Annotated in this window: 19 protein-coding genes and 1 tRNA gene; 5 read left to right on the forward strand and 15 right to left on the reverse strand. The window is 72.9% G+C overall.

Annotated elements, in window-relative coordinates:
- Window positions 1–95 precede the first annotated feature (95 nt).
- From D3273_RS21195 to D3273_RS21205, 3 genes are read left to right on the forward strand one after another with little or no spacing between them, the layout of a single operon-like run.
- On the forward strand, window positions 96–848 hold the full coding sequence (locus D3273_RS21195; RefSeq protein WP_129228892.1) for a COG4705 family protein: 753 nt from the start codon (window positions 96–98) through the stop codon (window positions 846–848).
- 31 nt (window positions 849–879) lie between these two features.
- Entirely contained in the window at window positions 880–1,182 is a 303-nt protein-coding gene (locus D3273_RS21200) for a hypothetical protein (RefSeq protein WP_129228893.1), read from the forward strand.
- 19 nt (window positions 1,183–1,201) lie between these two features.
- The gene (locus D3273_RS21205) at window positions 1,202–1,666 is read left to right on the forward strand and encodes a hypothetical protein (protein ID WP_129228894.1); all 465 of its coding nucleotides are present in this window, start codon (window positions 1,202–1,204) and stop codon (window positions 1,664–1,666) included.
- A gap of 6 nt (window positions 1,667–1,672) precedes the next feature.
- Here D3273_RS21205 and D3273_RS21210 read toward each other — a convergent pair whose 3' ends face one another.
- From D3273_RS21210 to D3273_RS21225, 4 genes are all read right to left on the reverse strand, one after another.
- Window positions 1,673–4,006, reverse strand: coding sequence for an ATP-dependent helicase (locus D3273_RS21210; protein WP_210214902.1), 2,334 nt, complete (start codon window positions 4,004–4,006; stop codon window positions 1,673–1,675).
- Between the two features lie 182 nt (window positions 4,007–4,188).
- Window positions 4,189–4,398 carry a cold-shock protein gene (locus tag D3273_RS21215; protein ID WP_129228895.1) on the reverse strand — a complete coding sequence of 70 codons (210 nt, stop codon included), beginning with the start codon at window positions 4,396–4,398 and terminating at the stop codon, window positions 4,189–4,191.
- A gap of 218 nt (window positions 4,399–4,616) precedes the next feature.
- Entirely contained in the window at window positions 4,617–6,119 is a 1,503-nt protein-coding gene (locus tag D3273_RS21220; protein ID WP_129228896.1) for a malonate--CoA ligase, read from the reverse strand.
- 143 nt (window positions 6,120–6,262) lie between these two features.
- Complete coding sequence (locus D3273_RS21225; protein WP_129228897.1) at window positions 6,263–6,733, reverse strand: hypothetical protein; 471 nt, start codon at window positions 6,731–6,733, stop codon at window positions 6,263–6,265.
- A gap of 326 nt (window positions 6,734–7,059) precedes the next feature.
- Between D3273_RS21225 and D3273_RS21230 the strand changes: the two genes are divergently transcribed.
- Window positions 7,060–7,458, forward strand: a complete 399-nt coding sequence (locus tag D3273_RS21230; protein ID WP_129228898.1) for an MAPEG family protein — start codon at window positions 7,060–7,062, stop codon at window positions 7,456–7,458.
- Between the two features lie 53 nt (window positions 7,459–7,511).
- Here D3273_RS21230 and D3273_RS21235 read toward each other — a convergent pair whose 3' ends face one another.
- The 11 genes from D3273_RS21235 to D3273_RS21285 form a co-directional block, all read right to left on the reverse strand.
- The gene (locus D3273_RS21235) at window positions 7,512–10,388 is read right to left on the reverse strand and encodes a response regulator (protein ID WP_129228899.1); all 2,877 of its coding nucleotides are present in this window, start codon (window positions 10,386–10,388) and stop codon (window positions 7,512–7,514) included.
- Window positions 10,389–10,533: 145 nt separating this feature from the next.
- A complete protein-coding gene (locus D3273_RS21240; protein ID WP_129228900.1) occupies window positions 10,534–13,293 on the reverse strand; it encodes a PAS domain S-box protein in 2,760 nt (919 codons plus the stop codon).
- Window positions 13,290–13,946 (reverse strand): chemotaxis protein CheX, encoded by a 657-nt coding sequence (locus D3273_RS21245; RefSeq protein WP_129228901.1) that lies wholly within the window; start codon window positions 13,944–13,946, stop codon window positions 13,290–13,292. Before D3273_RS21245 ends, D3273_RS21240 begins: the two co-directional genes overlap by 4 nt.
- Entirely contained in the window at window positions 13,943–14,326 is a 384-nt protein-coding gene (locus D3273_RS21250) for a response regulator (protein WP_129228902.1), read from the reverse strand. Before D3273_RS21250 ends, D3273_RS21245 begins: the two co-directional genes overlap by 4 nt.
- 52 nt (window positions 14,327–14,378) lie before the next feature.
- Window positions 14,379–14,648, reverse strand: coding sequence for a hypothetical protein (locus tag D3273_RS21255; RefSeq protein WP_129228903.1), 270 nt, complete (start codon window positions 14,646–14,648; stop codon window positions 14,379–14,381).
- Window positions 14,645–16,534, reverse strand: coding sequence for a chemotaxis protein CheA (locus D3273_RS21260; RefSeq protein WP_129228904.1), 1,890 nt, complete (start codon window positions 16,532–16,534; stop codon window positions 14,645–14,647). The genes D3273_RS21255 and D3273_RS21260 overlap by 4 nt, the downstream gene beginning before the upstream one ends.
- Window positions 16,534–17,376, reverse strand: a complete 843-nt coding sequence (locus D3273_RS21265; RefSeq protein WP_129228905.1) for a CheR family methyltransferase — start codon at window positions 17,374–17,376, stop codon at window positions 16,534–16,536. Before D3273_RS21265 ends, D3273_RS21260 begins: the two co-directional genes overlap by 1 nt.
- Complete coding sequence (gene cheB, locus D3273_RS21270; protein ID WP_129228906.1) at window positions 17,373–18,470, reverse strand: chemotaxis-specific protein-glutamate methyltransferase CheB; 1,098 nt, start codon at window positions 18,468–18,470, stop codon at window positions 17,373–17,375. Before cheB ends, D3273_RS21265 begins: the two co-directional genes overlap by 4 nt.
- Window positions 18,467–19,951 carry a chemotaxis protein CheW gene (locus tag D3273_RS21275; protein ID WP_129228907.1) on the reverse strand — a complete coding sequence of 495 codons (1,485 nt, stop codon included), beginning with the start codon at window positions 19,949–19,951 and terminating at the stop codon, window positions 18,467–18,469. The genes cheB and D3273_RS21275 overlap by 4 nt, the downstream gene beginning before the upstream one ends.
- 1 nt (window position 19,952) lies before the next feature.
- Complete coding sequence (locus tag D3273_RS21280; RefSeq protein WP_129228908.1) at window positions 19,953–21,875, reverse strand: methyl-accepting chemotaxis protein; 1,923 nt, start codon at window positions 21,873–21,875, stop codon at window positions 19,953–19,955.
- Between the two features lie 623 nt (window positions 21,876–22,498).
- Window positions 22,499–22,570: transfer RNA gene (locus tag D3273_RS21285), tRNA-Thr, on the reverse strand.
- 209 nt (window positions 22,571–22,779) lie between these two features.
- Between D3273_RS21285 and D3273_RS21290 the strand changes: the two genes are divergently transcribed.
- A complete protein-coding gene (locus D3273_RS21290) occupies window positions 22,780–23,202 on the forward strand; it encodes a hypothetical protein (RefSeq protein ID WP_129228909.1) in 423 nt (140 codons plus the stop codon).
- Window positions 23,203–23,644 lie beyond the last annotated feature (442 nt).

Raw genomic sequence — 23,644 nt, forward strand, 5'->3', positions numbered from 1 at the left:
GCCGCGCCACGGCGCGCGGCCAGCATCGTCACGAAGGTTTCACGGGCCGCCGTCACACGGGTCGGCGTACCGTCAACCATCGCGAGTCCCCCGGCATGAAACCCGCGAACGTCCCCGCCCTCGGCGCGCGCTACTGGGTGGCGCTGGTCCTGGCCAGCGCCTTCGGCGCCAACACGGGCGACTTCGCGGCCCGCGTCCTCCACCTCGGCCACGCCCTCGGCCTGGTCCCGCTGGCCCTGATCTTCGGCGCGATCCTGGTGGCGGAAGCCCGCGCCCGCGTGTCCGGCGAAGCCTTCTACTGGTTCGCGATCGTGACGATGCGCACCGCCGCCACCAACCTCGGCGACCTGTTCGACCACGACCTGCATGTCGCCCCCCTGCTGGTCATCGGTGTGCTGTCCGCCCTGCTCGCCGCGCTGGTGCTGACCGACCGGGCGGCCTTCGCGCCGCTGCGCGCCGAGGACGGCGCGGTCCCGCCGACGGACGCCCGCTACTGGACCACGATGCTGGTGGCGGGCGTGCTCGGCACGGCGCTCGGCGACTATGCCGCCGACGACCTCGAACTCGGGGCGGGCATCGCCGCGGTGGCGAACCTCGCCGTGCTGGCGGCCCTGCTCGGCCTCGGCCGCGCCCCCGGCTTCGGCGTCAAGGCCCTGTACTGGGTCACCGTGGTGTCGGTGCGAACGGCCGGCACCAACGTGGGCGACTGGCTGGCGAGCCGCCACGGCCTCGGCCTCGGCCTGCCGCTGTCGACGGCGCTGACGGGCCTCGCCTTCGGGTCCCTGGTGGCGCTGTGGCGGCCCCGGCCGGCGCCGATGGGTCTGCGGGCGGCTTCGGCCAGCCGTTGACGGAGCGGCGCGGTCGCGCGACGCTCCCGCCATGGCAGACTTGGCGCTCGACGAGGTGAGGGACATCGGCATCGCCGCCATCCGGCGCGTGGTCGGCGATCCCTCGTTGAGGGTCGAATTCAGGCTCGACCTCGATCGCGACGACAGGCCGGAATACAGTTTCCGGCTCTTTCTCCCGACGCCGGAAGCATGGCGCGACGCGTCTGCCCGGATCTCCGCGATCACCGATACGGTGATGGAGGACCTTTCGAGCCGGGGCGACGACAGCTTCCCCTTCGTGTGGCTCCTGTCGGACGGCACCTGGACGTTCGGCCGCGATGCCGCGGCCGAGTGAGGTTCTCGATACGGCGAGGTTGCTCGCGTCCGCGCGGGACGGATCTCCGACCGGCGCCGACCTGTGTCGTTGCATCTCAACCAGCTATTACGCCGTCTTCCACGCGGTGCTGACGGCCGGAGCCGATCGTTTCTTCGGCGCCGGCAACAGGAACGAAGCCGGCTACCGCTTCCTCTACCGGACCTACGACCACGGCCGCATGAAGAAGAGCTGCGAACAGGTCGCGAGGCTGAAGCTGGATCAGATGGAACAGAAACGCTTCGGCCGTTCGGCCTTCCATCCGGATATCCGCGATTTCGCGCAAGCCTTCAGCCGCTTGCAGGCGTCCCGAGAGAGGGCCGACTACGACCCGCGCGCGGATCCCACCATCGCCGAGGCGCAAGCCGCGATCGCCGATGCCGAACGCGCCATCGCGTCCTTCGCCTCAGCACCCGACGACGAGCGCTCCGACCTGCTCGCCCTGATGCTCGGCGGCCGGAGTTGACAGCCCTCACGCCGCCTGGATGAAGCTTTCCAGCACCATCTTGCGGCCCGCGCGGTCGAAGTCGACGGTCAGCTTGTTGCCGTCGACCGCCGCGACGGCGCCCGGACCGAACTTCTGGTGCATCACCCGCGCACCGACCGTGAAATGCGCCTGCTGGGTCGACTTGGCGATCAGCTCGCCCTCGATCACGCCCGGCAGGCGCGCCACGCCCGAGGTGGCGCCGGCGCCCTGGCGCTGCGCCCGCTGCCAGCCCGGCGTGGCATAGGACGACCCCGCGAAGGCCCCCACGGTGTCGAAGCGCGACGGGCCGTAGCCGGAGCGCTTCTCGCGCGCGTTCTCCGCCACCTCGACGTGGTCCTCGGGCAGTTCGTCGAGGAAGCGCGACGGGATCGTGGTCTGCCACATGCCGTGGATGCGGCGGTTGGTGGCGAAGTAGATGAAGGCGCGGCGCTTGGCGCGGGTGATGCCCACGTAGGCGAGCCGCCGTTCCTCCTCCAGCCCCGCCTTGCCGTTGTCGTCGAGCGAGCGCTGGTGCGGGAACAGCCCCTCCTCCCAGCCCGGCAGGAACACCGTGTCGAACTCCAGCCCCTTGGCGCCGTGCAGCGTCATGATGGACACGCGCTCGCCCGTGTTGGCGCCTTCCGTGTCCATGACGAGGGAGATGTGCTCCAGGAAGGACACGAGGTCGGGGAACTCCTCCATGGAGCGCACGAGCTCCTTCAGGTTCTCGAGCCGCCCCGCCGCCTCGGCCGAGCGGTCCTTCTGCCAGAAATCGGTGTAGCCCGACTCTTCCAGGATGCGCTCGGCCAGCTCGGAATGGGGGATCGTGCCGACGAGCGCGCGCCAGCGCGCGAAGTCCGACATCAGCGCGCGCAGCGTTTGCCGCTGCTTCGGCTTCAGCTCGTCCGTTTCCACCATCATGGCGGCGGATGCGATCAGCGGCAGGCCGCGGTCGCGGCCGAAGGCTCGCAGGATGCCGACCGTGGAATCGCCGAGGCCCCGCTTCGGGGTGTTGACGATGCGCTCGAAGGCGAGGTCGTCGTCGGGCTGGGCGACGCAGCGCAGGTAGGCCAGCGCGTCGCGGATCTCGAGCCGCTCGTAGAAGCGCGGGCCGCCGATGACGCGGTACGGGAGCCCCAGCGTGATGAAGCGCTCCTCGAACTCGCGCATCTGGAACGAGGCGCGCACCAGGATGGCGATCTGGTCCAGCGAGTGCTTGCCGCGATGGAGCTGCTCGATCTCCTCGCCGACCTGGCGCGCTTCCTCCTCGGAGTCCCACACGCCGGACACCCGCGGCTTCTCGCCGGCCTCCCCTTCCGTGAACAGCGTCTTGCCCAGCCGGTCCTCGTTCTTCGCGATCAGCCCCGACGCGGCGCCGAGGATGTGGGCGGTGGAGCGGTAGTTGTTTTCCAGCTTCACCACCGCGGCGCCGGGGAAGTCGTGCTCGAAGCGCAGGATGTTGTCGACCTCGGCGCCGCGCCAGCCGTAGATCGACTGGTCGTCGTCGCCGACGCAGCACAGGTTGTGGCGCCCCTGCGCCAGCATGCGCAGCCACAGGTACTGCACCACGTTGGTGTCCTGGTACTCGTCGACCAGCATGTAGCGGAAGCGGTCCTGGTATTGCGCCAGGACGTCCGGGTTGTCGCGGAACAGCCGCAGGCATTCCAGCAGCAGGTCGCCGAAGTCGGTGGCGTTCAGCGTCTTCAGCCGCGCCTGGTAGGCGGCGTAGAGCGCCCCGCCCTTGCCGTTGGCGAAGGCGCCGGCTTCCCCGGCCGGCACCCGGGCGGGATCGAGGCCGCGGTTCTTCCAGCTGTCGATGAGGTGGGCGAGGCCGCGCGCCGGCCAGCGCTTGTCGTCGACGTCCGCTGCCTGCAGCACCTGCTTCAGCAGGCGGATCTGGTCGTCGGTGTCGAGGATGGTGAAGCCGCTCTTCAGCCCGACGAGTTCGGCGTGGCGGCGCAGGATCTTGGTCGAGATGGCGTGGAAGGTGCCGAGCCAGGGCATGCCCTCGCCGGCGGGCCCCACCAGCGCGCCGATGCGCTCCTTCATCTCGCGCGCCGCCTTGTTGGTGAAGGTGACGGCGAGAATCTCGTGCGGCCGGGCCCGGCCCGTCGCCACGAGGTGGGCGATGCGGGTGGTGAGCACGCGGGTCTTGCCGGTGCCGGCGCCGGCCAGCACCAGCACGGGGCCGTCGAGCGTTTCCACGGCGCGGCGCTGCTCGGGGTTCAAGCCGTCGAGGTAGGGAGTTTCGATCTGGGCCCGGGCCCGGTCCGCGATGCCGCCCGGGCGCGGGGTGGGCGCCAGGGGAGCCGAGCGGGCGGTGGGGGCGAGATCGGCCAAGGGCGGCTCCTCGGGGCCGGGCCCGGGCGGGCTCGGCCCGCGCTGGGGACGGGAACAGAAGCCGAACCTTTAAGCCGATCGGGCGCGGCGCGGAAGGGGCCCAGCGCGGATGGGGGCCGGCTCAGCGACGCGAAAAGGGCCGGACCGCGTCCGGCCCTCGCGAACCCTCGACGGAACGCGGATCACTCCGCCTTGAGGTTGTCCGCCGCCATCTTGCCGGAGCGCCGGTCGGCCACGAGCTCGTAGGTCAGCTTCTGCCCCTCGTCGAGGTTCGACAATCCGGCGCGCTCGACCGCGGAAACGTGCACGAACACGTCCTTGCTGCCGTCATCGGGCTGAATGAATCCGAAACCCTTGGTCGCGTTGAACCACTTCACGGTGCCGGTCGCCATCGTCTTCGTCCTTTCCTGAAATCAGGATTTGCCGTTCGGCCCCGCGGCGCGGGGATGTGGGGCGGGTTGTACCGATTTGAGGGAGAGGTCGTCAGCCGCGCGCCGCGAGGCGACGCGCGAGGCCAAGTCGTCAGGCCACGATATCGATGATCATATGATAATCCGGGCGGCCTCGGGCTTCAAGCCCGAAGCCCTTGAAACCGCACTCTGGATTGCATTCAGGATGAGAAGCGGGCGCGCAGCGCCGCCTTCTGGACCTTGCCCATGGCGTTGCGGGGAAGCTCGTCGACGAAGATCACGCGACGCGGCCGCTTGAAACGGGCCATCCTCCCGTCGAGCCCGGCCAGCAGCGCGGCCTCGTCGGGCCCGCCGTCGCCCGCCCGCACCACCACCGCCACGACGGCCTCGCCGAGGTCGGCGTCGGGCAGGCCGATGACGGCGCTCTCTTCCACCCCCGGCAAGGCGTCGATCGCGTCCTCGACCTCCCGGGGGTAGACGTTGTACCCACCGGTGATGACGAGGTCCTTGGCGCGCCCCACGATGGCGAGCGAGCCCGTGGCGTCGAACTGGCCGAGGTCGCCGGACACGAACCAGCCGTCGAGCGTGAACTCGGCGGCCGTCTTCTCCGGGTTGCGCCAATAGCCCGCGAAGACGTTGGGACCGCGGATCTGCACCATGCCGGTCTGCCCGGCGTCGAGCGGGCCGCCGCCCGCGGGATCGACGACGCGCACCCCGACGCCCGGCAGCGGCGGCCCCACGCGGCCCGGCACACGCGGGCCGTCGTAGGGGTTCGACGTCGTCATGTTGGTCTCGGTCATGCCGTAGCGTTCGAGGATCGCGTGGCCCGTGCGCGCCCGGAAGGCCGCATGCGTGTCGGCGAGGAGGGGCGCCGACCCCGACACGACGAGGCGCAGGTTCCGCGCCGCTTCCGCCAGCCCCGGTTCGGCGAGAAGGCGCACGTAGAACGTCGGGACGCCCATCACCGCGGTGGCGCGCGGCATCAGGCGCAGCATGTCGGCGGCGTCGAAGCGCGGCAGGAACAGCATGGCGCCGCCGGCCGCCAGCAGCGTGTTGGTGGCGACGAAGAGCCCGTGCGTGTGGAAGATCGGCAGAGCGTGCAGGAGCACGTCGTCCGGCCCGAAGCGCCACAGGTCGACGAGCGTCAGGGCGTTGGACAGCAGGTTGTCGTGGGTCAGCATGGCGCCCTTGGAGCGCCCCGTCGTGCCCGACGTGTAGAGGATGGCGGCGAGGTCGCCCGGCGCGCGCTCCACGTCGGCGAAGTCCGGGTCCAGCCCGTCGGCGGCCTCCATCAGGGTGCCGTCCCCGGCGGGGCCGAGGGTTTCCACGCGGGGGGCGGCCGGCCCTCCGGCGAAGCCCGCGAGGTCGCCGTGGCGGGCGGGGTCGACCACGAGCAGGCGCGGCGCGGCGTCGGATACGAAATAGGCGAGCTCGTCCCGCGTGTAGGCCATGTTGAGCGGCAGGTAGACCGCGCCGGCGCGCACGGCGGCGAGGTAGAGCGCCAAGGCTTCCACGCTCTTCTCGACCTGGGCCGCCACCCGGTCCCCCGGTTCGACGCCGAGCGCCACCAGCGCCCGGGCCAGCCGGCCCGACAGCGCGTCGAGGTCGCGATAGGACAGGACGCGGCCGCCCGCGGTCTCGATGGCGCGGCGGTCGGGATGGGGAGCGCGGGCCTTCAGCCCGGCGATCAGGTGGTTCGGCATGTCTCCTCCCGCGGCGGCCTCGGCGGGCCATGCGCGGACGAGTCTCGGCGAAAAGCGGCGCCCCGTCCAGGATCGCCAAAGGTGCGACGCCGACCGACCGATCGACCTCGCCCCTGTCCGGGGCGGGCCGACCGGGGAGTGGGTCAGAACATGTCCAACGGCAAAGTGTCCGGGGGCAGGATCCCGTCCATGCGCCGCGACAGCCCGGTCGGAGCATTGCAGATCGTCACGAGCCGCCACACGATCTTCGAACCGTCGTCGACCACGGTCTTGGTGTAGGAGGTTTCGCCAGGAACCGGAATGCGCACGTTGTTCTTATCGAAGAGATAATACTGCCAAACTGTGTAAGGGTTCGGCGTCGGATTGGTGAACGTCTGGCCGAGTCGATAGACACCCGGAACGTACTTTCTACCGCTGCGGCTGGTGAACCCATTGGGATAATAAGCCAGCATCGAATTGACGATTTGACTGCTCTCGATCGCGGTATAACGAAATATTGGATCGCTCAATTGCTGCATCGCGAGATCCATGACCTGCTTGACTGTCTTGCTTGCGCCACCGACGTCGATCGGCTTGCTGAGAAAGATGCCGACGACATTGAGATTCACAGCCATTGTCGTTCTCCCTGTGTGGACGAAATCGCCGCGTCGGCGCATCAGCCTGACTTGCCAACCGCAGATAGCATCGTAGGGAGCGATCGATCAATTATCCATCGCAAAATTTATCATACGCAACTTTTACGATCATTTCCTCCGCCTTCGACCGGACGTGCGATCCGGCACGCCGCGGGGGCAAGGATGCCATCGCGGTCGCGCTTGCGGCATGCCGCGCCGCGGGCGACGGGAGCCGGCGGTGGACAGCCGCCGCCCCCGCCCCATGTACGAAATTCAAAGGCGTCGCGGTCTCCCCCGCGACGCGCCGTCCCGAAAGGTCGTTCCCCGTGCTGTTTCCCGCCACCACTGCCGCCTTCGCCGCCGTCCTGGCGCTGGTCTATGCGGGCCTGACCGTGTGGGTCATGCTGTCCCGGACCAGCAAGGGGACCCTGCAGGGCGACGGGGGCGACGCCGGCCTCGAGAAGCGCGTCCGGGCCCACGGGAATTTCGGCGAATACGTGCCCCTCGCCCTGGTGGTCATCGCGCTGCTCGAAGGCGGCGGCGGCAGCCACGGCCTCGTGCTCACGCTCCTGTGGCTCCTCCTGATCGGGCGCCTGCTCCACCCGGCCGGGCTGTTCGCCCGCCCCAACACGGCGCAGATGTTCGCCTGCCGCGGCGGCGGCATGCTGGCGACGCTGGCCGCGATCGTGGTGGGCGCCGTGGCGCTGCTCCTCGGGCACGTCTGATCGGACCGCGCCCGGCCGTCGGCGGACGCCGGCAGCCGGAAGCGCGGTGGACCTCAGGCTTCGCCGGCCCGCGCTCGGGCGGCGAGGTCCTCGAGGCGGCCCACGAGGGCCCGCAGCGAAAGGTCGCCCTTCTGCAGGATCTGGTTCGCCCCCCGCAGCCGCCCCCGCTCATCGCGGTTCAGGTCGCGCGCGGTGAGCACCACGACGGGCACTTCGGCGCAGCCCGGAAGCTTCCTGAAACCGTCCAGGAAATCGAACCCGTCCATCACCGGCATGGTGAGGTCGAGCAGGACGACTTCGGGCGGGTGGGCGGCTGCCTGCCGCAGGCCGTCCCGTCCGTCCCACGCTTCGGTGACGACCCAGCCGCCGTCTTCCAGCATGCCCCGAACGGCGGCGCGCGCGTCCGGCTGGTCTTCCACCAGGAGGATGCCGCCGGACGGCGTTCGGAAGCGGTCCATCATCCCGCTGAACCGGTCCCACTTCACCGGCTTCAGCATGTAGTCGGCCGCGCCGAGCGAGGCCGCGAGGCTGCGCTGGTCCACGGAGGTCACCATGACGACGGGCGTGGTGGCCAGGTTGGGATCGGCCTTGATCTCCGACAGCACCGACCAGCCGTCGATGCCGGGCATCATCACGTCGAGCAGGATGGCGCGGGGATGGAGGCTGCGCGCCAGCTGCAGCCCCTTTCGCCCGTCGGCGGCGACCTGCACGCGGAAGCCTTCCCGGTGGAGGAAGCGCGTCATCAGCGTGCGCTGGTCCTCGTCGTCGTCGATCACGAGGACGAGGTCGCCGGGGGCGATCTCGGCCAGGGCGCCGTCCGCGTCGGGCTGGCCTTCCAGGTCCGCCGCGGCCGCGTGGGACGCCGGCAGCGTGAAGGTGAAGCGGCTGCCCTGCCCCTCGACGCTGGTCGCCGCGACATCGCCCCCGAGCATGTCGGCGAAGGCCTTGGCGAGCGACAGGCCGAGCCCCGTGCCGCCGAACCGGCGCGTCGTCGACGTGTCGGCCTGCGTGAAGCGCTGGAACAGCTTGGCCAGCTGGTCCCCCGTCATGCCGATGCCGGTGTCGGACACGGCGAACGAGAGCCGGTCCGTCCCGTCCCGTCCGGGCGTCCGGGACGCCGACAGCGTGATGGTGCCGCCGTCCGTGAACTTGGCCGCGTTGGACAGCAGGTTGAGCAGGACCTGACGGAGCTTCGTCATGTCGGACCGCATGCGGCCGAGGCCGGGCTGCAGGTCCAGCACGAGCCGGTTGTTCTTCTTGGCGACGAGGGTTTCCACCGTGGCGACGAGGTCGCGCAGCGTGGGCTCCACGTCGAAGTCCTCGGCATAAACCTCCATCTTGCCGCTCTCGACCTTGCTCAGGTCGAGCACGTCGTTGATGAGCCCGAGCAGGTGCCGGGCGTTGCCCTCCACCTTGGCCATGTCGGCGGCGAGTTCGCTGCCGTCGCAGCCGTCGGCGATCTCCTCCGCCATCATCTCGCTGTAGCCGATGATGGCGGACAGCGGCGTGCGCAGCTCGTGGCTCATGTTGGCGATGAAGGTCGACTTGGCGAGGTTCGCCTCCTCGGCGGCGCTCTTGGCGTCGGCCAGGGCCTGTTCGGCCACCTTGCGCTCGGCGATGTCGATGGCGACGACCAGCACGGTGCGCCGCCCCGCCACCGGCGCGATGGCGCTCTTGGTGTTGGCCACCCACAGGGTCGTGCCGTCCGGGCGGAGCAGGCGCTTCTCGACGGTGGCGGGCTCGCCCGCACAGGCCGCGGTCTTCAGGGCGGCCTCGCTCACGGCCCGGTCTTCCGCCACCGTGATGTCCCGCATGCGCAGCCGGAGCAGTTCTTCGGGCCGGCGGCCCGCCATGGCGCAGAACCGGCCGTTGACCGACAGGAAGCGCCCGTCCGCGTCCACCTCGGCGAAACCGGCCCCGGTCTGCTGGAAGATGCCGCTCAGGTGCGCCTCGCTGTCGCGCAGCGCCGCCTCGGCCCTGGCCCGCTCGACGGCGTCGCCGACCCGCCCCGCGACGCCCTCGATCAGCGCCACATCGGCGTCGGACCAGCGCCGCGGCTCCGCCTGGTTGACGAACAGCGTCGCCGACAGCCGGCCCGCGCGCATGATCGGGACCGTCACCAGGCTCAGGGTTTCCAGGGGGCCGAAGGCGGACGGGTCGGAGCCGGGGTCCTCCCGCACATCGCTCACCACGACCGTGCGGCCGCTGCGCAGCGCTTCGGCGGTGCCCTCGCCGAAGACGTCGAGGTCGTAGGTGTCGTCGATCGGGGCCACGCCGTCCGCGTAGCGGGACGTCACGGCGAGCTTGACGCCGTCGTCCCCCATCTCGCCGTAGCCGACCCGGCTGACGCCGAGGTGGCGCCCGAGCGCCGTCACGGCCGCGTCGATGATGGCCTCCGCCCCGTCAAGCGCGCGCAGGGTTTCTTCCAGCTCGAGCCGGAACGCCTGCCGGCGGCCCGCCATCACGACGTCGGTGGTTTCGCTGCAGGCGCAGAAGAAGCCCCGCACGGCTCCCCCGTCCCGCACCGGCGTGTAGGAGAACGAGAAATGCGCTTCCGGGTCCCTGCCGTCCCGGTCCACCATCAGGGTGATGTCGTCCATGTGGACGGATTCGCCCGACAGGGCGCGCGAAACGAGGGGCGCGAGTTCGGCGCGGATCTCGCCCCACACGTCCAGAAAGGAGCGGCCGAGCGCGTCCCGCTCCTTGTGGCCCAGGATCGCGAGATAGGGGGCGTTGTGGAGCAGCGTCAGGGCCGGCCCCCACACGGTGAACATGGGCTGCTTCGAGCCGAGCATGACGCCGACGAGCGTGCGCAGAGGCGCCGGCCAGGACTCCGGCTTTCCCAAGGGCGTGCGCGCCCAGTCGAAGGCCCGCATGCGCCCCGCCATGGCGTCGGTGCCGTGGAAAACGTCGCCGTCCGAGCCTGACATCAGCCCCTGTTCCCTTTGGCGCGCGACGGCCGGGCCGGCCGCAGTCGCCCGTCGTCAATGGCGGAGAACGGCGTCCCGGTCCATCGCCGCACCGTGTCACGTTCGCATGGGCCCGCACGCGCGGGCTCCCGCGCCGTTCGGGCCCTCAACGGAGGGCGCGGCCCAGGATGCGCGACAGCCCCTCGGCCGAATAGGGCTTGTGCAGGAGGTCGAAACCCGACGTCCCATGCTGGGCGAGCACGTGGCTGTAGCCGCTGGTCAGGACGACCGGCAGGTCGGGATGGCGGCCGCGGATCTCGCGGGCGAGGTCGACGCCGTTCATCCCCGGCATGACCACGTCCGAGAAGACGATGTGCACGTCGGCCCGTCGTTCCGCCAGCACGGCCAGCGCTTCGACGGCGTTGGCGGCCCAGGTGGTGCGGTAGCCGAGGTCCTGGAGGACCTGGGTGGCGAACTGGCCGATCTCGACGTTGTCCTCCACCACCAGGACGTGCCGCCCTTCGCCGCCCAGCGAATGGCCGCGCTCGTCGGCCTCGGCCCCCTGCCCCCCGCCGTCCACGTCGGCCTCGATCTGCGGCAGGAACAGCGTGAAGACGGTGCCGCGCCCGAGTTCGCTCCGCACGTCCACGTCGCCGCCCGACTGCTTGGCGAAGCCGAAGACCTGGCTGAGCCCCAGCCCCGTCCCCTTGCCGATCTCCTTGGTGGTGAAGAAGGGCTCGAAGATGCGCGCCATCGTGTCGGGCGCGATGCCGGACCCCGTGTCGCCCAGCGACAGCGCCGCGAAGCGGCCGTCGGAGCCGCCGTGGCCGCGCAGCGGCGGCATGCCGATGCGCGACTGCAGCCGCACCGTGAGGGTGCCCTCTCCGTCCATGGCGTCTCGCGCGTTCACCGCCATGTTGACCAGCGCGGTTTCGAACTGGCTGGGGTCGGCGCGCAGGTGGCAGGGGGTGTCCGGCACCTCGACGAGGACGCGGATGCGCGCGCCCGTCACGGTGTCGAGCATGTCGGCGACGGAGCGGACGCGCTCGGCGGCGTCGAACACCTCGGGTTTCAGGGCTTGGCGGCGCGCGAAGGCCAGGAGCTGGCCGGTCAGCTTCGCGGCCCTGTCCACCGTGTCCGACACGGCGTCGAGGTATCGCTTGCGCCGCTCCTCGGCGAGGCCCGGGCGGCGCAGCAGGTCCGTCGACGAGCGGATGATCGTGAGCAGGTTGTTGAAGTCGTGCGCCACGCCGCCGGTGAGCTGGCCCACGGCCTCCATCTTCTGCGATTGGCGCAGCGCTTCCTCGACCTGGGCGAGGGCGGCGGCGCGCTCCTTCTCCTCCGTCACGTCGCGCGTGACGCAATAGCCCTGCCCCTCGTCGGACACGATCGTCCAGGACAGGTGCCGGTAGCCGCCGTCCCGCGCCAGGAAGCGGTTCTCGAAGGCCGCGGTGGTGCCGCTGCGGGACAGCGTCGCCACGGCGGCGGCGGTCTTCGCCCGGTCGTCGGGGTGCTCCAGCCATTCGGAGGTGCGGCCCACGATGGCGTCGGCGTCCCACCCCAGCACGCGCGTCCAGGCGGGGTTGACGCTGAGCCACACGCCGGCGCTGTCGGCCACGCCGAGCATGTCGCGGCTGACCTGCCAGATGCGGTCGCGCTCCCGCGTCCGCTCGCGGATGCCCGAGGTCAGCGCCTGGTTCACGTCGCGAAGCCGTTCCTCGGTGCGCTTCGCCTCGGTCACGTCGTAGATCACGCCCGTGAACCGCAGGCTCGACGACTCGGTGTCGACCGCATATTCGCCGCGGCACATGACCCAGCGCTCTTCGCCGTCGTCCGGACGGCGGATGCGGATCTCGTCCTGCCGGGCTGCGCCGGGCGCCCCGTGGGCCGCGACGGCGATGATCGGCGGCCCTTCCGGCGCCGCCACGGCGTTGACGGTGCGGACCGGCAGCGCGTTCGCGGCCTGCAGGCCGAGCAGGCGGCAGAACTGCGCCGACACGGTCGCCGTCGCGAAGCCGTCCACGTAGGTGAACGTGCCGATGCCGCCCGCCGTCTGGGCGATGCGCAGCTGCTCCTCGACGAGCTTGTGCTCCGTGACGTCGATCAGCACGCCGCCGAAGCGCAGGGGCCGGTCCTCGGCGTCGCGCCGGCAGCGCCCGCGGGCCCTGACCCAGCGGACCGCGCCGTTGACGGTCACCCTGTATTCCTTGGAGAAGACGTCGGCGCCGCGCAGCACGGCGCCCACGGCCAGGCGGATGCGCGGACGGTCGTCCGGATGCACCACGGAGAAGAAGGTCGCGGGGTCGATGCCGGCCGCCGCCGAGGCGGGGTCCAGCCCGTAGAGGGCGGCGAACCGCCCGTCGCCGACGATGCGCGACCGCGCCACGTCCCAGTCCCAGGTCGCTCCGGCGCCCGACATCTCCAGCGTCGCGTCGAGCCATTCGGTGGTGGACCGGAGCTGGTCCTCCGTGTCGCGCAGGGCTTCCTCGGCCAGGGCGGCTTCGCGGTCCGCCGAACAATCGTGCTGCGTCGAGAAGAAGAAGTCCGGCTGGCCCCCGTGGCTCGGCACCGGGGCGATGGACAGCCGGTTCCAGAACGGGCTGCCGTCACGCCGCCGGTTGCGGATCTCGACCGTCACCTCGCGGCCGAGCTTCAAGGCTTCGCGCAGGGTGTCGACCGTCGCCGGATCCGTTTCGCCGTCCTGGAGGAAGCGGCAGTTGCGGCCGATCACCTCCTCGGCGGCGTAGCCGGTCAGCTCCAGGAACGCCGCGTTGGCGAAGACGATGGGGTTGTCGGGCAGGCGCGGGTCGGTGACCGCCATCGCCATGCCGGACCGGCGGATGGTGGCGAAGAGCGGACCGGCGACCCGCTCCAGCTCGCGCGTCGACACCGAAGCCGCTTCGGAGTTCGTCGGGCCGGACGTCACGACGCGCCGCCGTCGTCGGCCATCACGCGCTCGATGAACTCCGCGATCAGGGTCTGCAGCGCGGACAGCGACGGGAGGTCCATGAGCATGGCGATGTAGCCGCGGATGTCGTGCTCGCGCACCGCGAAGTCGATGTACAGGAACAGCACGACCGGGCTTTCGCCCGCTTCCGCGCCGTCGGCCGGGGTGAACAGCTCCGCGCCGCTGCCGCGCATGACCTCCGGGATCGACATGTCGAGCGAGCGCTGGAGCATGTTGGCCATGGACGCCAGGCAGCCGTTGAGGATGACGTTTCCGGTTTCGGCCAGGGCTTCCGCCTCGATCTCCACCAGTTCCTCGGGCGACACGACGCCGCCCGTGACGGCGCGGACCAGCTCCAGGCTCTGGCCCTGGGGGAAGATCAGCAGCGCCCGCCCCGAAAAGGCGCCCGAGAAGGCTTGGCGCACGGCCACGAGCTCGTCGAGCTCGCGCTCGCCGATCACCACGGCGGCGGCCTTCTGGGTGATGATGTCGAGCGACGGCACCGACAGCAGAACCTGGGCGCCCACCATCTTGCGCAGGCTCGCGGCGGCGCGGCTGACGCCGATGTTGACGATCTCGGTCAGCGCGTCGCGTTCGAGCTCGGTCAGCATGACCTCGGCGGCGGGGCTCACGCTCCGGCCGTTCTCAAGCGCAGGGCGGCTCCGGACAGGAAGCCGCGGAGCCCGTCCTCGGTCACGGGCTTCGGCACGAAGGCGGCGTCGAGCGCGCGGGCGCGGGCGATGATCTCGTCCTGGACGTTGGCGGTCACGATGGCGATGGGCATCGCCGGCCGGCGGTCGCGCAGCTCGGCCGCGAGGGCGAGCCCGTCGCGCCCCGGCATGTTGAAGTCGAGCAGCGCGACGTCGATGCCGCCGCGGTCGAGCGCCGCCAGGGCCTCGTCGGCGTTGCCGGCCTCGACCTTGGCCCAGCCCGGCTGGAGGGCGGCGATCGTCTTGCCCGCCACGATGCGGGCGAGCTTGCTGTCGTCGACGATCAGAACCGTGATACCCATGCCGCTCCCCGCTCCGCCGTGTCGAAGCAAGTAATGCTTCCCGGCCCCGGGATCAAACCTCGCCGGCGCCGCCGCGCGCCGCCCTGGCGCGCTCCAGCGCCGGCACCACGAAGGCCGCGGCGAAAGGGTCGGCGGGGACGCCGCGCAGCGGCGGCGCCAGCTCCAGCAGGACCTGCACCACGGCGGTGTGGAGCGGCCCCGCCCCCCCGAGGTCGACCGGGAGCCCCGGCGCGGCGCGGCACAGGACCGCGAGGGGCTCGGCGTCCTCCACGCCGCAGCCGCCGACGAGCCGGATGGCGTCTTCGTCGCGCTCGACGCTCATCCGACCAGCTCCGCGAGGTCCAGCACCATCAGCACCCCGCCGTCGCCGAGCAGCGCGGTGCCGAGCAGGCCCGGCACCGCGGCCAGGAGGCCGGCCGGCGGATGCAGGAGCACGTCGAGCCGCCGCCCCACGGCGTCGACGGCGAGGCCCACCGGCTCGCCGTCCACCGTCGCGACGAGCACCAGCAGCGGGCCCGAAGCGTCGCCCTGCCCCGGCAGGCCGAGCTTTCCGCGCAGGTCGAGCAGCGGCACGGTGCGGTCGCGCAGCGCGAAGGCCCGCCCGAAGCCCGTCGGCATCACGCGGTCGCGCGGGACGCGCAGGACGGTGCCGACGGCGGCGACCGGCACGCCGTAGCGCTCCCCCGCGACCTCGACCGTCAGCACGGCGGCGAGGGTGGTCGAGCGGGGCAGGATCATGCGCAGCACGGTGCCGCGCCCGGGCTCGCTCGACAGCGCGACCCGCCCGCCGAGCGCCGCGACGCCGGCCCGCACGGCGTCCATGCCGACGCCCCGGCCCGAGATCGCCGAAACCGCGCCTGCGGTCGAGAAGCCGGGCGCGAAGACGAGGTCGAGCGCCGCCGCGTCGTCGAGCGCGGCGGCGGCGGCCCCGTCCAGCAGCCCGCGGGCGACGGCCGCGTCGCGGATGCGCGCGGGGTCGATGCCGGCGCCGTCGTCCGACACTTCCACCACCACGGCATCGGCGTCCTGCCGGGCGCAGAGCAGGATCCGCCCGCGCGGCGGCTTGCCGGCGGCCGACCGGGTCGCCGGAGGCTCGATGCCGTGGTCGACCGCATTGCGCAGGGCGTGCAGCAGCGGCTCGTGGAGCCCGTCCACGACGTTTCGATCGAGTTCGACCGCTTCGCCGTCCATCGCGAAATCGACGTCGCGGCCGAGCCGCGCCGCGGCGTCGCGCACCACGCGCGGCAGGCGGCGGAAGGTGGTGGACAGCGGCACGAGGCGCAGCCGCAGCGCCGAAGCGTAGATCGAGGACGCGAGCCGTTCGAGCTCGGCCCGCGCCGCGCCGCCGTCGCGCCCGTTGGCCGCCACCACGAGTTCCCCGGCCAGGGCCAGCAGCGCGTCCACCCGCGCCGGGTCGACCCGCAGGCCCCGCGCCGCCGCGGCGGCGGCCGGCACCGCCGCGGCCGGCGCAAGCGGAACCGGCACGGCCTCGACCTGGTCGGCCACGAACCGGAAGGGCGCCAGCACGGCGTCCGGCGCGGCGGTGCTCAGGGCCGCGACCGCCGTCCTGCAGGTGAAGGGATCGTCGGAAGGGCCCCGGCCTCCCGACGACAGCGACAGGCCGATGAGCTCGGGAACGGCGGACACGAGCGCCAACGGGTCGTCGCCGAGGAAGAAGCAGCCGGGGTTCGGCGCGTAGCGCAGCGCCGTGACGCTGCGGCCGTCGCCGTGGGCGCGCTCGACCGCGGCGCCATGGTCGGCCAGGACGGCCGGCAGCCACGCCGGGGCGACAGCGGGGGCCTCCGCGGGGGCGGCGCCCGTCGCCGAAGGTCCGCCCGCCAGCGCGGCGACGAGCCTCGCGCTGGCGGCCGCGGCGTCGCCCGGAAGGGTCCCGGACGACGCGATCGCGTCGAGCCAGCCCTCGCAGGCCCCGACGCAGGCCAGGGCGGCATCGAGCTCCGGCCGGCCGGCCGGGCGCCGTCCCGACCGCAGGGCGCCGAGCAGGTCCTCGGCGGCGTGGAGGGCGCGGCCCATCGGGGCGAGCTCGGGGAACAGGGCCGCGCCGCCCTTCAGCGTATGGACGGCCCGGAAGGCGCCGGCGAGCCGCGCGGCGTCGTCGGGCGCGCGCTCCAGGGCCATGAGGTCGTCGCCGGCCGCCTGCACGAGCTCGCGCCCTTCGGCCAGGAACTGTTCGAGCAGGTCGTCCATCACGCGACCGGCGGGCGCTGGTACACCACGGCGTCCCCGAAGCGCCGCACCGCGAAGAGGTCGGAGATGCGGGCCATGGATTCCGTGTGGCCGAGGCACAGGAAGCCCCCGGGGTTCAGGGCGTCGAACAGCAGGCGGGCGGCGGCGAGCCGCGACGCGTCGTCGAAGTAGATGAGGACGTTGCGGCAGAACACGACGTCGAACCGCCCCTGCTCCGCCATCGAGGCCGCGTCGATCAGGTTGGCCCGCGTCAGCTTCACGGATTCGCGGATGTCGGCGATGACGCGCCGCAAGCCGTCGACCGGCGCCTCGAAATAGTCCGCCACGACGCCCGCGGGCAGGCGCGACAGGGCCCGCTCGCCGTAGATCCCCGCCGCGGCGGCCGCCAAGGCGTCGGTGTCGATGTCGGACCCCACGATCTCGACGTTGTAGGCGTCGACGAGGCGCCAGTTCTCGAGCAGCCACAGCGCGATGGAATAGGGCTCCTCGCCGGTCGAGCAGGGGAGCGACCAGATGCGGACGAGGGCGCCGGGGCGCCGGCCGCCGACGATGTCGGGCAGCAGGGATCCGCCCAGGCAACGGAGCTGGTGTTCTTCGCGGTAGAAGTAGGTTTCGTTGACGGTGAAGCTGTTGATCAGCCGCTCGACCTCGCCGTCGTCCCAGCGCAGCAGCGCCATGTAGGCGGCGAAGCTGCCGCTGTTGGAGCGGGCCATGCGATCGAGCACCCGGCGCTCGACGAAATAGCGCTTCGCTTCCCCGTAGGTCATGCCGGTGCGGCGGTACACGACCTCGCAGACGCGGCGGAGCTCTTCCGCGTCGAGGGCCCTCGGCTCGCCGCTCATGGGAGTTCACCCAGGATGCGGGCCGCGATGGCGTCGAGCGGCTCGACGAAGGACGCGCCCCCCTGGCGCACGAGCTGGCCCGGCATGCCCCACACCACCGCGGTCTCCTCGGCTTCGGCGATCGTCGTGCCCCCCGCGGCCCTGAGCCGCCCCATGGCGGCCGCGCCGTCGACGCCCATGCCGGTCATCAGCACGCCGATGAGGCGGTCCGCGGGCAGGTGCGCCAGGGCGCTGTCGACGAGGCGGTCGACACTCGGGTGCCAGCGATGCTCCGCCGACGACGGCACCGCCATCACGGCGAGCCCGGCGGGACGCCGCACCACGACGACGTCGGCGTCGCCCCGGCCGATGTAGACCCGGCCGGCCACGATCGGCGTCGGCGGCCCGGCTTCGACGACCCCGACGTCGCACAGCCCGTCGAGCCGCCGCGCCAGGGCGCCGGTGAAGGAGGCCGGCATGTGCTGGGCCACCACGGCGGCCCAGGGCAGGTCGGCCGGCAGCCGCGACAGCACGGCGTCGAGCGCCGGGGGGCCGCCGGTCGAGCAGCCGATCAACACGAGGCCGCCCGCGGCCTTCTCGGCGAGGCGGGGGGCGGCCGGCGGCTTCGCGTCGGCGCGGGGCGGGCGGGTCGCCGGGGCGGGCGACGCGGCCCCGCCGGCGCGCAGGCGGACGCGCTCGGCCAGCCGCAGCGTGCCGCGCATCCGGACGCCGGCCGCGGCCCGCACCTTCGCCACGAGGGCGGGGCCGAGGTCGTCCATGCCGAGGGACACGGCGCCGCCGGGCTTCGGGATGACGTCGACGGCGCCCCGATCGAGCGCGGCGAGGGTGGCCTCCGCGCCGTCCTCGGTCAGCGCCGACACCATCACGACCGGGCACGGGTGCCGCAGCATGATGAGGTCGAGGCAGGCGAGCCCGTCCATGCGCGGCATGGCGACGTCGAGCGTCACGACGTGGGGCTTCACGGCCGGGATCAGCTCCAGGGCTTCGGCGCCGTCGCGCGCGAAGGACAGGTCGAAATCGCCCTCCCGGGCGAAGACCTCTTTCAGGAGGCGCCGCATCAGCGGGGAATCGTCGACGACGAGGAGGCGGATCACGGGGGGGCGCCCTCGCCGGCGAGCGCGGCCGCCATGTCGCGCCCGGCTTCGGCGAACAGCGCCCGGGGGTCCGCCACCAGCACCAGCCCGCCGTGCCGCGCGGCCGACAGGACGCGGTCGAAGGTGCCGTCGCCGGCGAGGTCGGGCGCGGGCTGCAGGTCGCCCGGCGCGGCGGACAGGACGTCGGACACGGCGTCCACGGTCAGCCCGACCGCGGAGCCGCCGACGTCGACCACCAGGACGCGGCGGCGGGCCCCGGCCGGCGCGACGCCGGCGCCGAAGCGAAGGGCAGCGTCGATGACCGGCACGGCCGAGCCGCGCAGGCTCATCGCGCCCATGAGGAAGGGGGGCGCCCGAGGCACGCGGGCCAGCGCGTCGGGAAAGCGCACCACCTCGACCACGCTGGCGACGGGCAGCGCGTAGGGCTCGCCCCCGGCCGCGAAGACCACGAAGCGCTCGTCCCCCGCCCCCGGGGCGGCCGCCCCGTCCGGTTCCGCTTCCGCCACCGCGGGAGCCGGGGCCGCCGCGAGGGCGCGGCGCATCGCGTCGTCGTCGAGGAGGCGGTCCGCCGCGAGCAGCGACAGGAGGCGGCGCCCGCCGTCGAGGCGGCAGACCGCCGCCACCCTGGCGGTGGCGGCGTCGCGGGCGAGAAAGGCCGGCAACGGGTCGACGGCCTCGTCGGGCACGCGCAGGATCGCGTCGAGGCCGTCGACCACGAGCCCGAGGTCCGCCCCGGCGACCCGCACCACCACGACCCGGCCGCGCCCGGCTTCGGCTTCCGGGCGGCCCAGGAGCGCGCGCGCCGACACGAGCGGCAGCAGGGCGCCGCGCCGCGCCGCGACGCCCAGGACGGCGGCGCCGGCGTCCGGCACCGCGACGGCGACCGGCACGGGCTCGACCCCGACCACGTCGCCGAGGTCGAGCCCGAAGAGCTGCCCCGCCACGGCGAAGCCCAGCACCGCCCGCGCGGGCCGCGGCGCCGACGGGGCCGGCGGGGCCGCAACGCCGCGGCTCGAAGGGGCGCGCGGCGCGCCCACCGCGCCGACCGCGCGCGATGCGAGCGCCGCCGCGTCGACGCACGGCAGGTCGGCGCCGTCGCCGAAGCCTTCGACGGCGTCGACGGCGAGGCCGAAGGGCGGATCCCCCGCCATCACGACGACGCGGGCGGCGGGACGCGCCTGCGCGCCGGGCCGCTCCGCCCCGCGCAGCAGCGCCAAGGACAGGACCGGAAGCACGGCGCCGCGCAGGCTCGCCACGCCGAGGAAGACGGCGGGCGCGCGGGGCACGCGCGACAGGCGGCGCGGGCGCAGCACTTCGGCCACGTCGCCGGCCGGCAGCGCCAGCCTGTCCCCGCCGGCCTCGACCACCAGGAAGGCTCGCGAGGGCGAGCCGCCACGGCCGCGCTCGCTCCCACGGGGAGCGGAAGCGGGGTCGCGGGCCGGTTCGCCCGCGGCCGGGATCGCCACGGCGGGAGCGGACACGTCAGTCGCCCGCGATCTGCAGTTCGTCCGCCAGGCTGGCGATCTCCTCGATCGCGGCGGCGAGGTCCTCGGCGCCGCGGGCCTGCTGCCGCGCCGCCGTGGCGGCCTCGACGGCGGCCGCGGTGGCCTGCTCGGCGGCGCCGGCGATCTGCTTCGTGCCGTCGAGCACGTCGCGCACGGCCGACAGCACGCCGTCGGAGCCGGCGAGGATGGCGTCGGAGCCGGCCCGCATCGACGCGGTTTCGACCACGATCCCGGCCAGGCGCGCCACGATGGCGGCGTTGCGCTCCGCTTCGGGCTTCAGCGCCGCGCCGATGACGTCGATGTCGCGGCGCACCGCCGCGATGCCGTCGCCGATCGCCAGGACGACGTCCTTCATGCGCTCGGCGTTGCCGGTCGCGTCGCGCGCGAGGCTCCGGATGTCGGCCGACACGTCGGCGAAGCCGCGGCCCGCCGGGCCGGCGCGCGCCGCTTCCACGGCGCCGCTCACCGCCAGCATGTTGATCTGCAGCGCGATCGTGGCGATCTCGTCGACGATGCGCCCGATGCGGCGGTTCGACCCTTCGAGGGTCCCGATCATGCCCAACACGGCGGCGGCCTCGGCGGCGAGGGCGTCGACGCTGCCGGCCAGCCGCTCGGCGCCGGAGCGGCCCGCCCCGATCTGGAGCGCGATCACGTCGAGGCGCGCGACCGCGGCCTCGGCGGCCGCGCGGGTCGCCGCGGCGGCGCGTTCGATCTGCGCCATCGCGGCCGAGGACTGCTGGGTGGCGGTCGCCTGGTTCTGGGCGCCGCGGCTGATCTGGTCGACGGCGACGAGGATCTCGCCCGCGGCGCCGGACAGCTCCTGCACGGTGGCGGACAGCTCCTCGGCCGCGGCGGCGACCTGCTCGGCCCGGTCGGCGGCCCGGCCGCCGCCCAAGGCCTCGGCCAGCACGGCGAGAGATTGCGCGGTGACGTGGCACTGCTCCAGCGCCGCTCCCTGCTGGCCCACGGCGCGCTGCGCTTCGGCGGTGGCAGCGGCCTGCTGCTCGGCGGCGGACGCGACCTGCTCGGCGCCGCGCCGGGCTTCACGGCCGCCCGTTTCGGCCTCCACGGCGGCGATGAGGATCGCCTGCGCGCTGTCCGACACGGCGTCCATGCCCGCGCGAATGGCGTCGAGCGCGGCGCCGACGGCCCGGCCATCCGCCGCATCCGCCTCCGCCGCCTCGGCGGTCGCCCCGATGCGGGCCGCGATGGCGCGGACCTCGCCCTCGATGCCGGCCGCGAGGTCGCGCGCCGCGCGGGCGTTGCGATCGGACGTTTCGGCGAAGGCGCGCACCTCCTCGGCCACGACGGCGAAGCCGAGGCCCTGTTCGCCCGCCCGGGCCGCCTCGATGGCGGCGTTGAGGGCGAGCAGGTTGGTCTGGTCGGCGATGTCGCTGACCACGCCGGTGATCTCGCCGACCTGGCGGGCCCGGCGCTCGAGCGCCGCCACGACGTCGACGGACGCGCGCTGGCGGGCCGCATTGGCCACCACGGCGCTCACCGACCCGCCGAGCTGCGCCCCGACCTCGATCAACACGGCCTGCAGGGCCTGCGTGCGCTGCCGGGAGCCGTCGGCCCCCTCGCGCGCCGACGAGAAGATGGCCGACAGGCCCCCGATGGCGGCCTGGGATTCGGCCGCGGCGCCGGCCGCTTGCTCGGCGGCGGCGGCGATCCGCTCCAGACCGCGGCGGAGCTCCTCGGCCGCCGCGGACGATTCCGCGATGCCCGCCGCCATCTGCTCGGTGGCGGCGGCGATCCGTTCCGCCGCCTTTTCCCGGCGCAGGCGCGACCTGTCCTGCTGGCGGCGCTGGGCGATCGGGGCCGCCCGGCCGGCCTGCGGCTCCGGCGCCGCGGCGCCCGGAGCCGCGCGGTTGAGGACGGAGGTCTTCACCAGAGCCATCGTGATCCCTGCGGTGCGGCGACGACCCGGCCGGGCGGGCGTGCGCCGGTGTAAGGGGTGGTGTGCCGATCCACAAGCGCGGCCCCGGCCCCGTCAGGGCGCCCGCCGCACGCGCGGCGCGGGACGCCGGGGTCCCGGGCATCGCGAGCGGCGCGGCAGGGACGTGAGCCACGATCCCGCACCCCGCCGCCTCGCGATCCCGGCCGAGCGGACCCTCTTCGCCGAAGGCATCGAGATACGCGACCAGTGCCGACAGTCCGTGGACGCAGGATGTGAGGAGCGACGAGGCTCCCCATTCGCACGGCCGAGAGTTTGGCGGCGCGCTTCCTCAGGGGGGCGACGACAGAAAGCCTGGCGGCATCAGGAAGCGCTCCCTGGTGCCGGAGCCGCGATGATTTGCGTCGAGGTGGCTCGCCAAATGGCGTCGATCCCGTGCGGCATACGAGCCGACGAGAATTCCAGCGCATCGCGGTCGCCTTGCGCCGAACGAGAGGCGGCGCGCGTTCGCCCGCGGTCGAGCCTGCCGACCACGGGGCCGACACGCCACGACAACCGTGCTGCTCGCATGCGCCCCAAGCAGAGCGACACGAACTCGGCCGATGCCGACACATTCGAAAGATTGATGGTGCTGCCAGAGAGGATTGAACTCTCGACCTCTCCATCACCAATGGACCGGGTCCCCTCCACTCCCCTCTACGCGGCCTCGACCTGGGCGACGCGATGCGACGGAACGCAACGCGAACAAACGGGGCGTCCGTGCAAACCCCGTTCAAAGCCGCCGCCGGACCGCAGCGGCAAAGCCACTTGCGCGGGCGCTCCTCGACGCGCCCCGACCGTCCCTGCCCGGCCGGAGGGTCGACGCCCGCTGGCGCGAGGACGGGCACCACCGCTCAGGAGAGGTTCCATGATGAGCGCGAGCGGACGAAGCATCTACTGGGACAACGAGCGGCCCGGCGCCGTGACGCCGGAGGGGTGGACGCGCTGCTCTGGTTGCGGGACGTCTTCCGGCCGTCGTCGGGCGCTGCGGCGGCCTCGATCCCCCCTCGATTTCGACCGTCTGATCGGCGACTACCTCTCGGACGTCATGGACTGGCGCCCGAGGACGCCGGACCGGGCGGCGGCGCGGTCGGCGACCCTCCAGCGCGTGCTCGAGGCAACGCTCGGGACGCCCAGCCTCGTCCTGCATGCGGACGCCCTCGCCATTCTCTGGACCGAGTTCCCCGACATCGCCTCTCATGATGCGCCCCTCGCCGAATCCGCCTGGGTTCGTCCCTGCGATCGCGCGCCGGAAGATCATGATGACGGGGTGGGACGCGCACCGTCGTGACGGTCGAACTCACGAAGTCGTTGGCTGTTGAGATCGTCCGCTATCATCCCTGCCTCGCCATTCGGCCGCTGTCGACCCAAGGACGTCGTAGAGTACCATCAACGGAACCCTCCAAACTGGACGTTCGCTGATCCAGCAGCTAAGCAAGGTTGTGTCGGCACGCGCATGGAACCTTGCTCGACCCCACGAGAAAGCGAAGCAGGATTGCATGGGTCGACCCCGCATTCCTGCTTAGACAGACGCATGGTCCGCGCCGGAGAACGGAAGCTTTTTGTCGTTGGCTCCCCGAGACGCAGCGCTGCTGCCGACGGATCCGTCAAATTAGTATCGATGATGCGCTGCAAAGCGTGTAGAGCGGCCGCCTACGCCAGCCTAGCATAGCAGTCACTCGGATCGGCCCGTCGAAGGCCGCACGTCGGACCCGTCCGGCGACGCACAGCAC

Source organism: Lichenibacterium minor (assembly GCF_004137685.1).
Classification (GTDB): Bacteria; Pseudomonadota; Alphaproteobacteria; order Rhizobiales; family Beijerinckiaceae; genus Lichenihabitans; species Lichenihabitans minor.

Excerpts from the sequence above, each read along its gene's own strand:
- D3273_RS21195 (WP_129228892.1), top strand. The coding sequence starts at position 96 with ATGAAACCCGCGAACGTCCCCGCCCTCGGCGCGCGCTACTGGGTGGCG.
- D3273_RS21200 (WP_129228893.1), top strand. The coding sequence starts at position 880 with ATGGCAGACTTGGCGCTCGACGAGGTGAGGGACATCGGCATCGCCGCC.
- D3273_RS21215 (WP_129228895.1), bottom strand. The coding sequence starts at position 4,398 with ATGGCGACCGGCACCGTGAAGTGGTTCAACGCGACCAAGGGTTTCGGA.
- D3273_RS21220 (WP_129228896.1), bottom strand. The coding sequence starts at position 6,119 with ATGCCGAACCACCTGATCGCCGGGCTGAAGGCCCGCGCTCCCCATCCC.
- D3273_RS21225 (WP_129228897.1), bottom strand. The coding sequence starts at position 6,733 with ATGGCTGTGAATCTCAATGTCGTCGGCATCTTTCTCAGCAAGCCGATC.
- D3273_RS21235 (WP_129228899.1), bottom strand. The coding sequence starts at position 10,388 with ATGTCAGGCTCGGACGGCGACGTTTTCCACGGCACCGACGCCATGGCG.
- D3273_RS21250 (WP_129228902.1), bottom strand. The coding sequence starts at position 14,326 with ATGGGTATCACGGTTCTGATCGTCGACGACAGCAAGCTCGCCCGCATC.
- D3273_RS21255 (WP_129228903.1), bottom strand. The coding sequence starts at position 14,648 with ATGAGCGTCGAGCGCGACGAAGACGCCATCCGGCTCGTCGGCGGCTGC.
- D3273_RS21260 (WP_129228904.1), bottom strand. The coding sequence starts at position 16,534 with ATGGACGACCTGCTCGAACAGTTCCTGGCCGAAGGGCGCGAGCTCGTG.
- D3273_RS21265 (WP_129228905.1), bottom strand. The coding sequence starts at position 17,376 with ATGAGCGGCGAGCCGAGGGCCCTCGACGCGGAAGAGCTCCGCCGCGTC.
- D3273_RS21280 (WP_129228908.1), bottom strand. The coding sequence starts at position 21,875 with ATGGCTCTGGTGAAGACCTCCGTCCTCAACCGCGCGGCTCCGGGCGCC.
- D3273_RS21290 (WP_129228909.1), top strand. The coding sequence starts at position 22,780 with ATGATGAGCGCGAGCGGACGAAGCATCTACTGGGACAACGAGCGGCCC.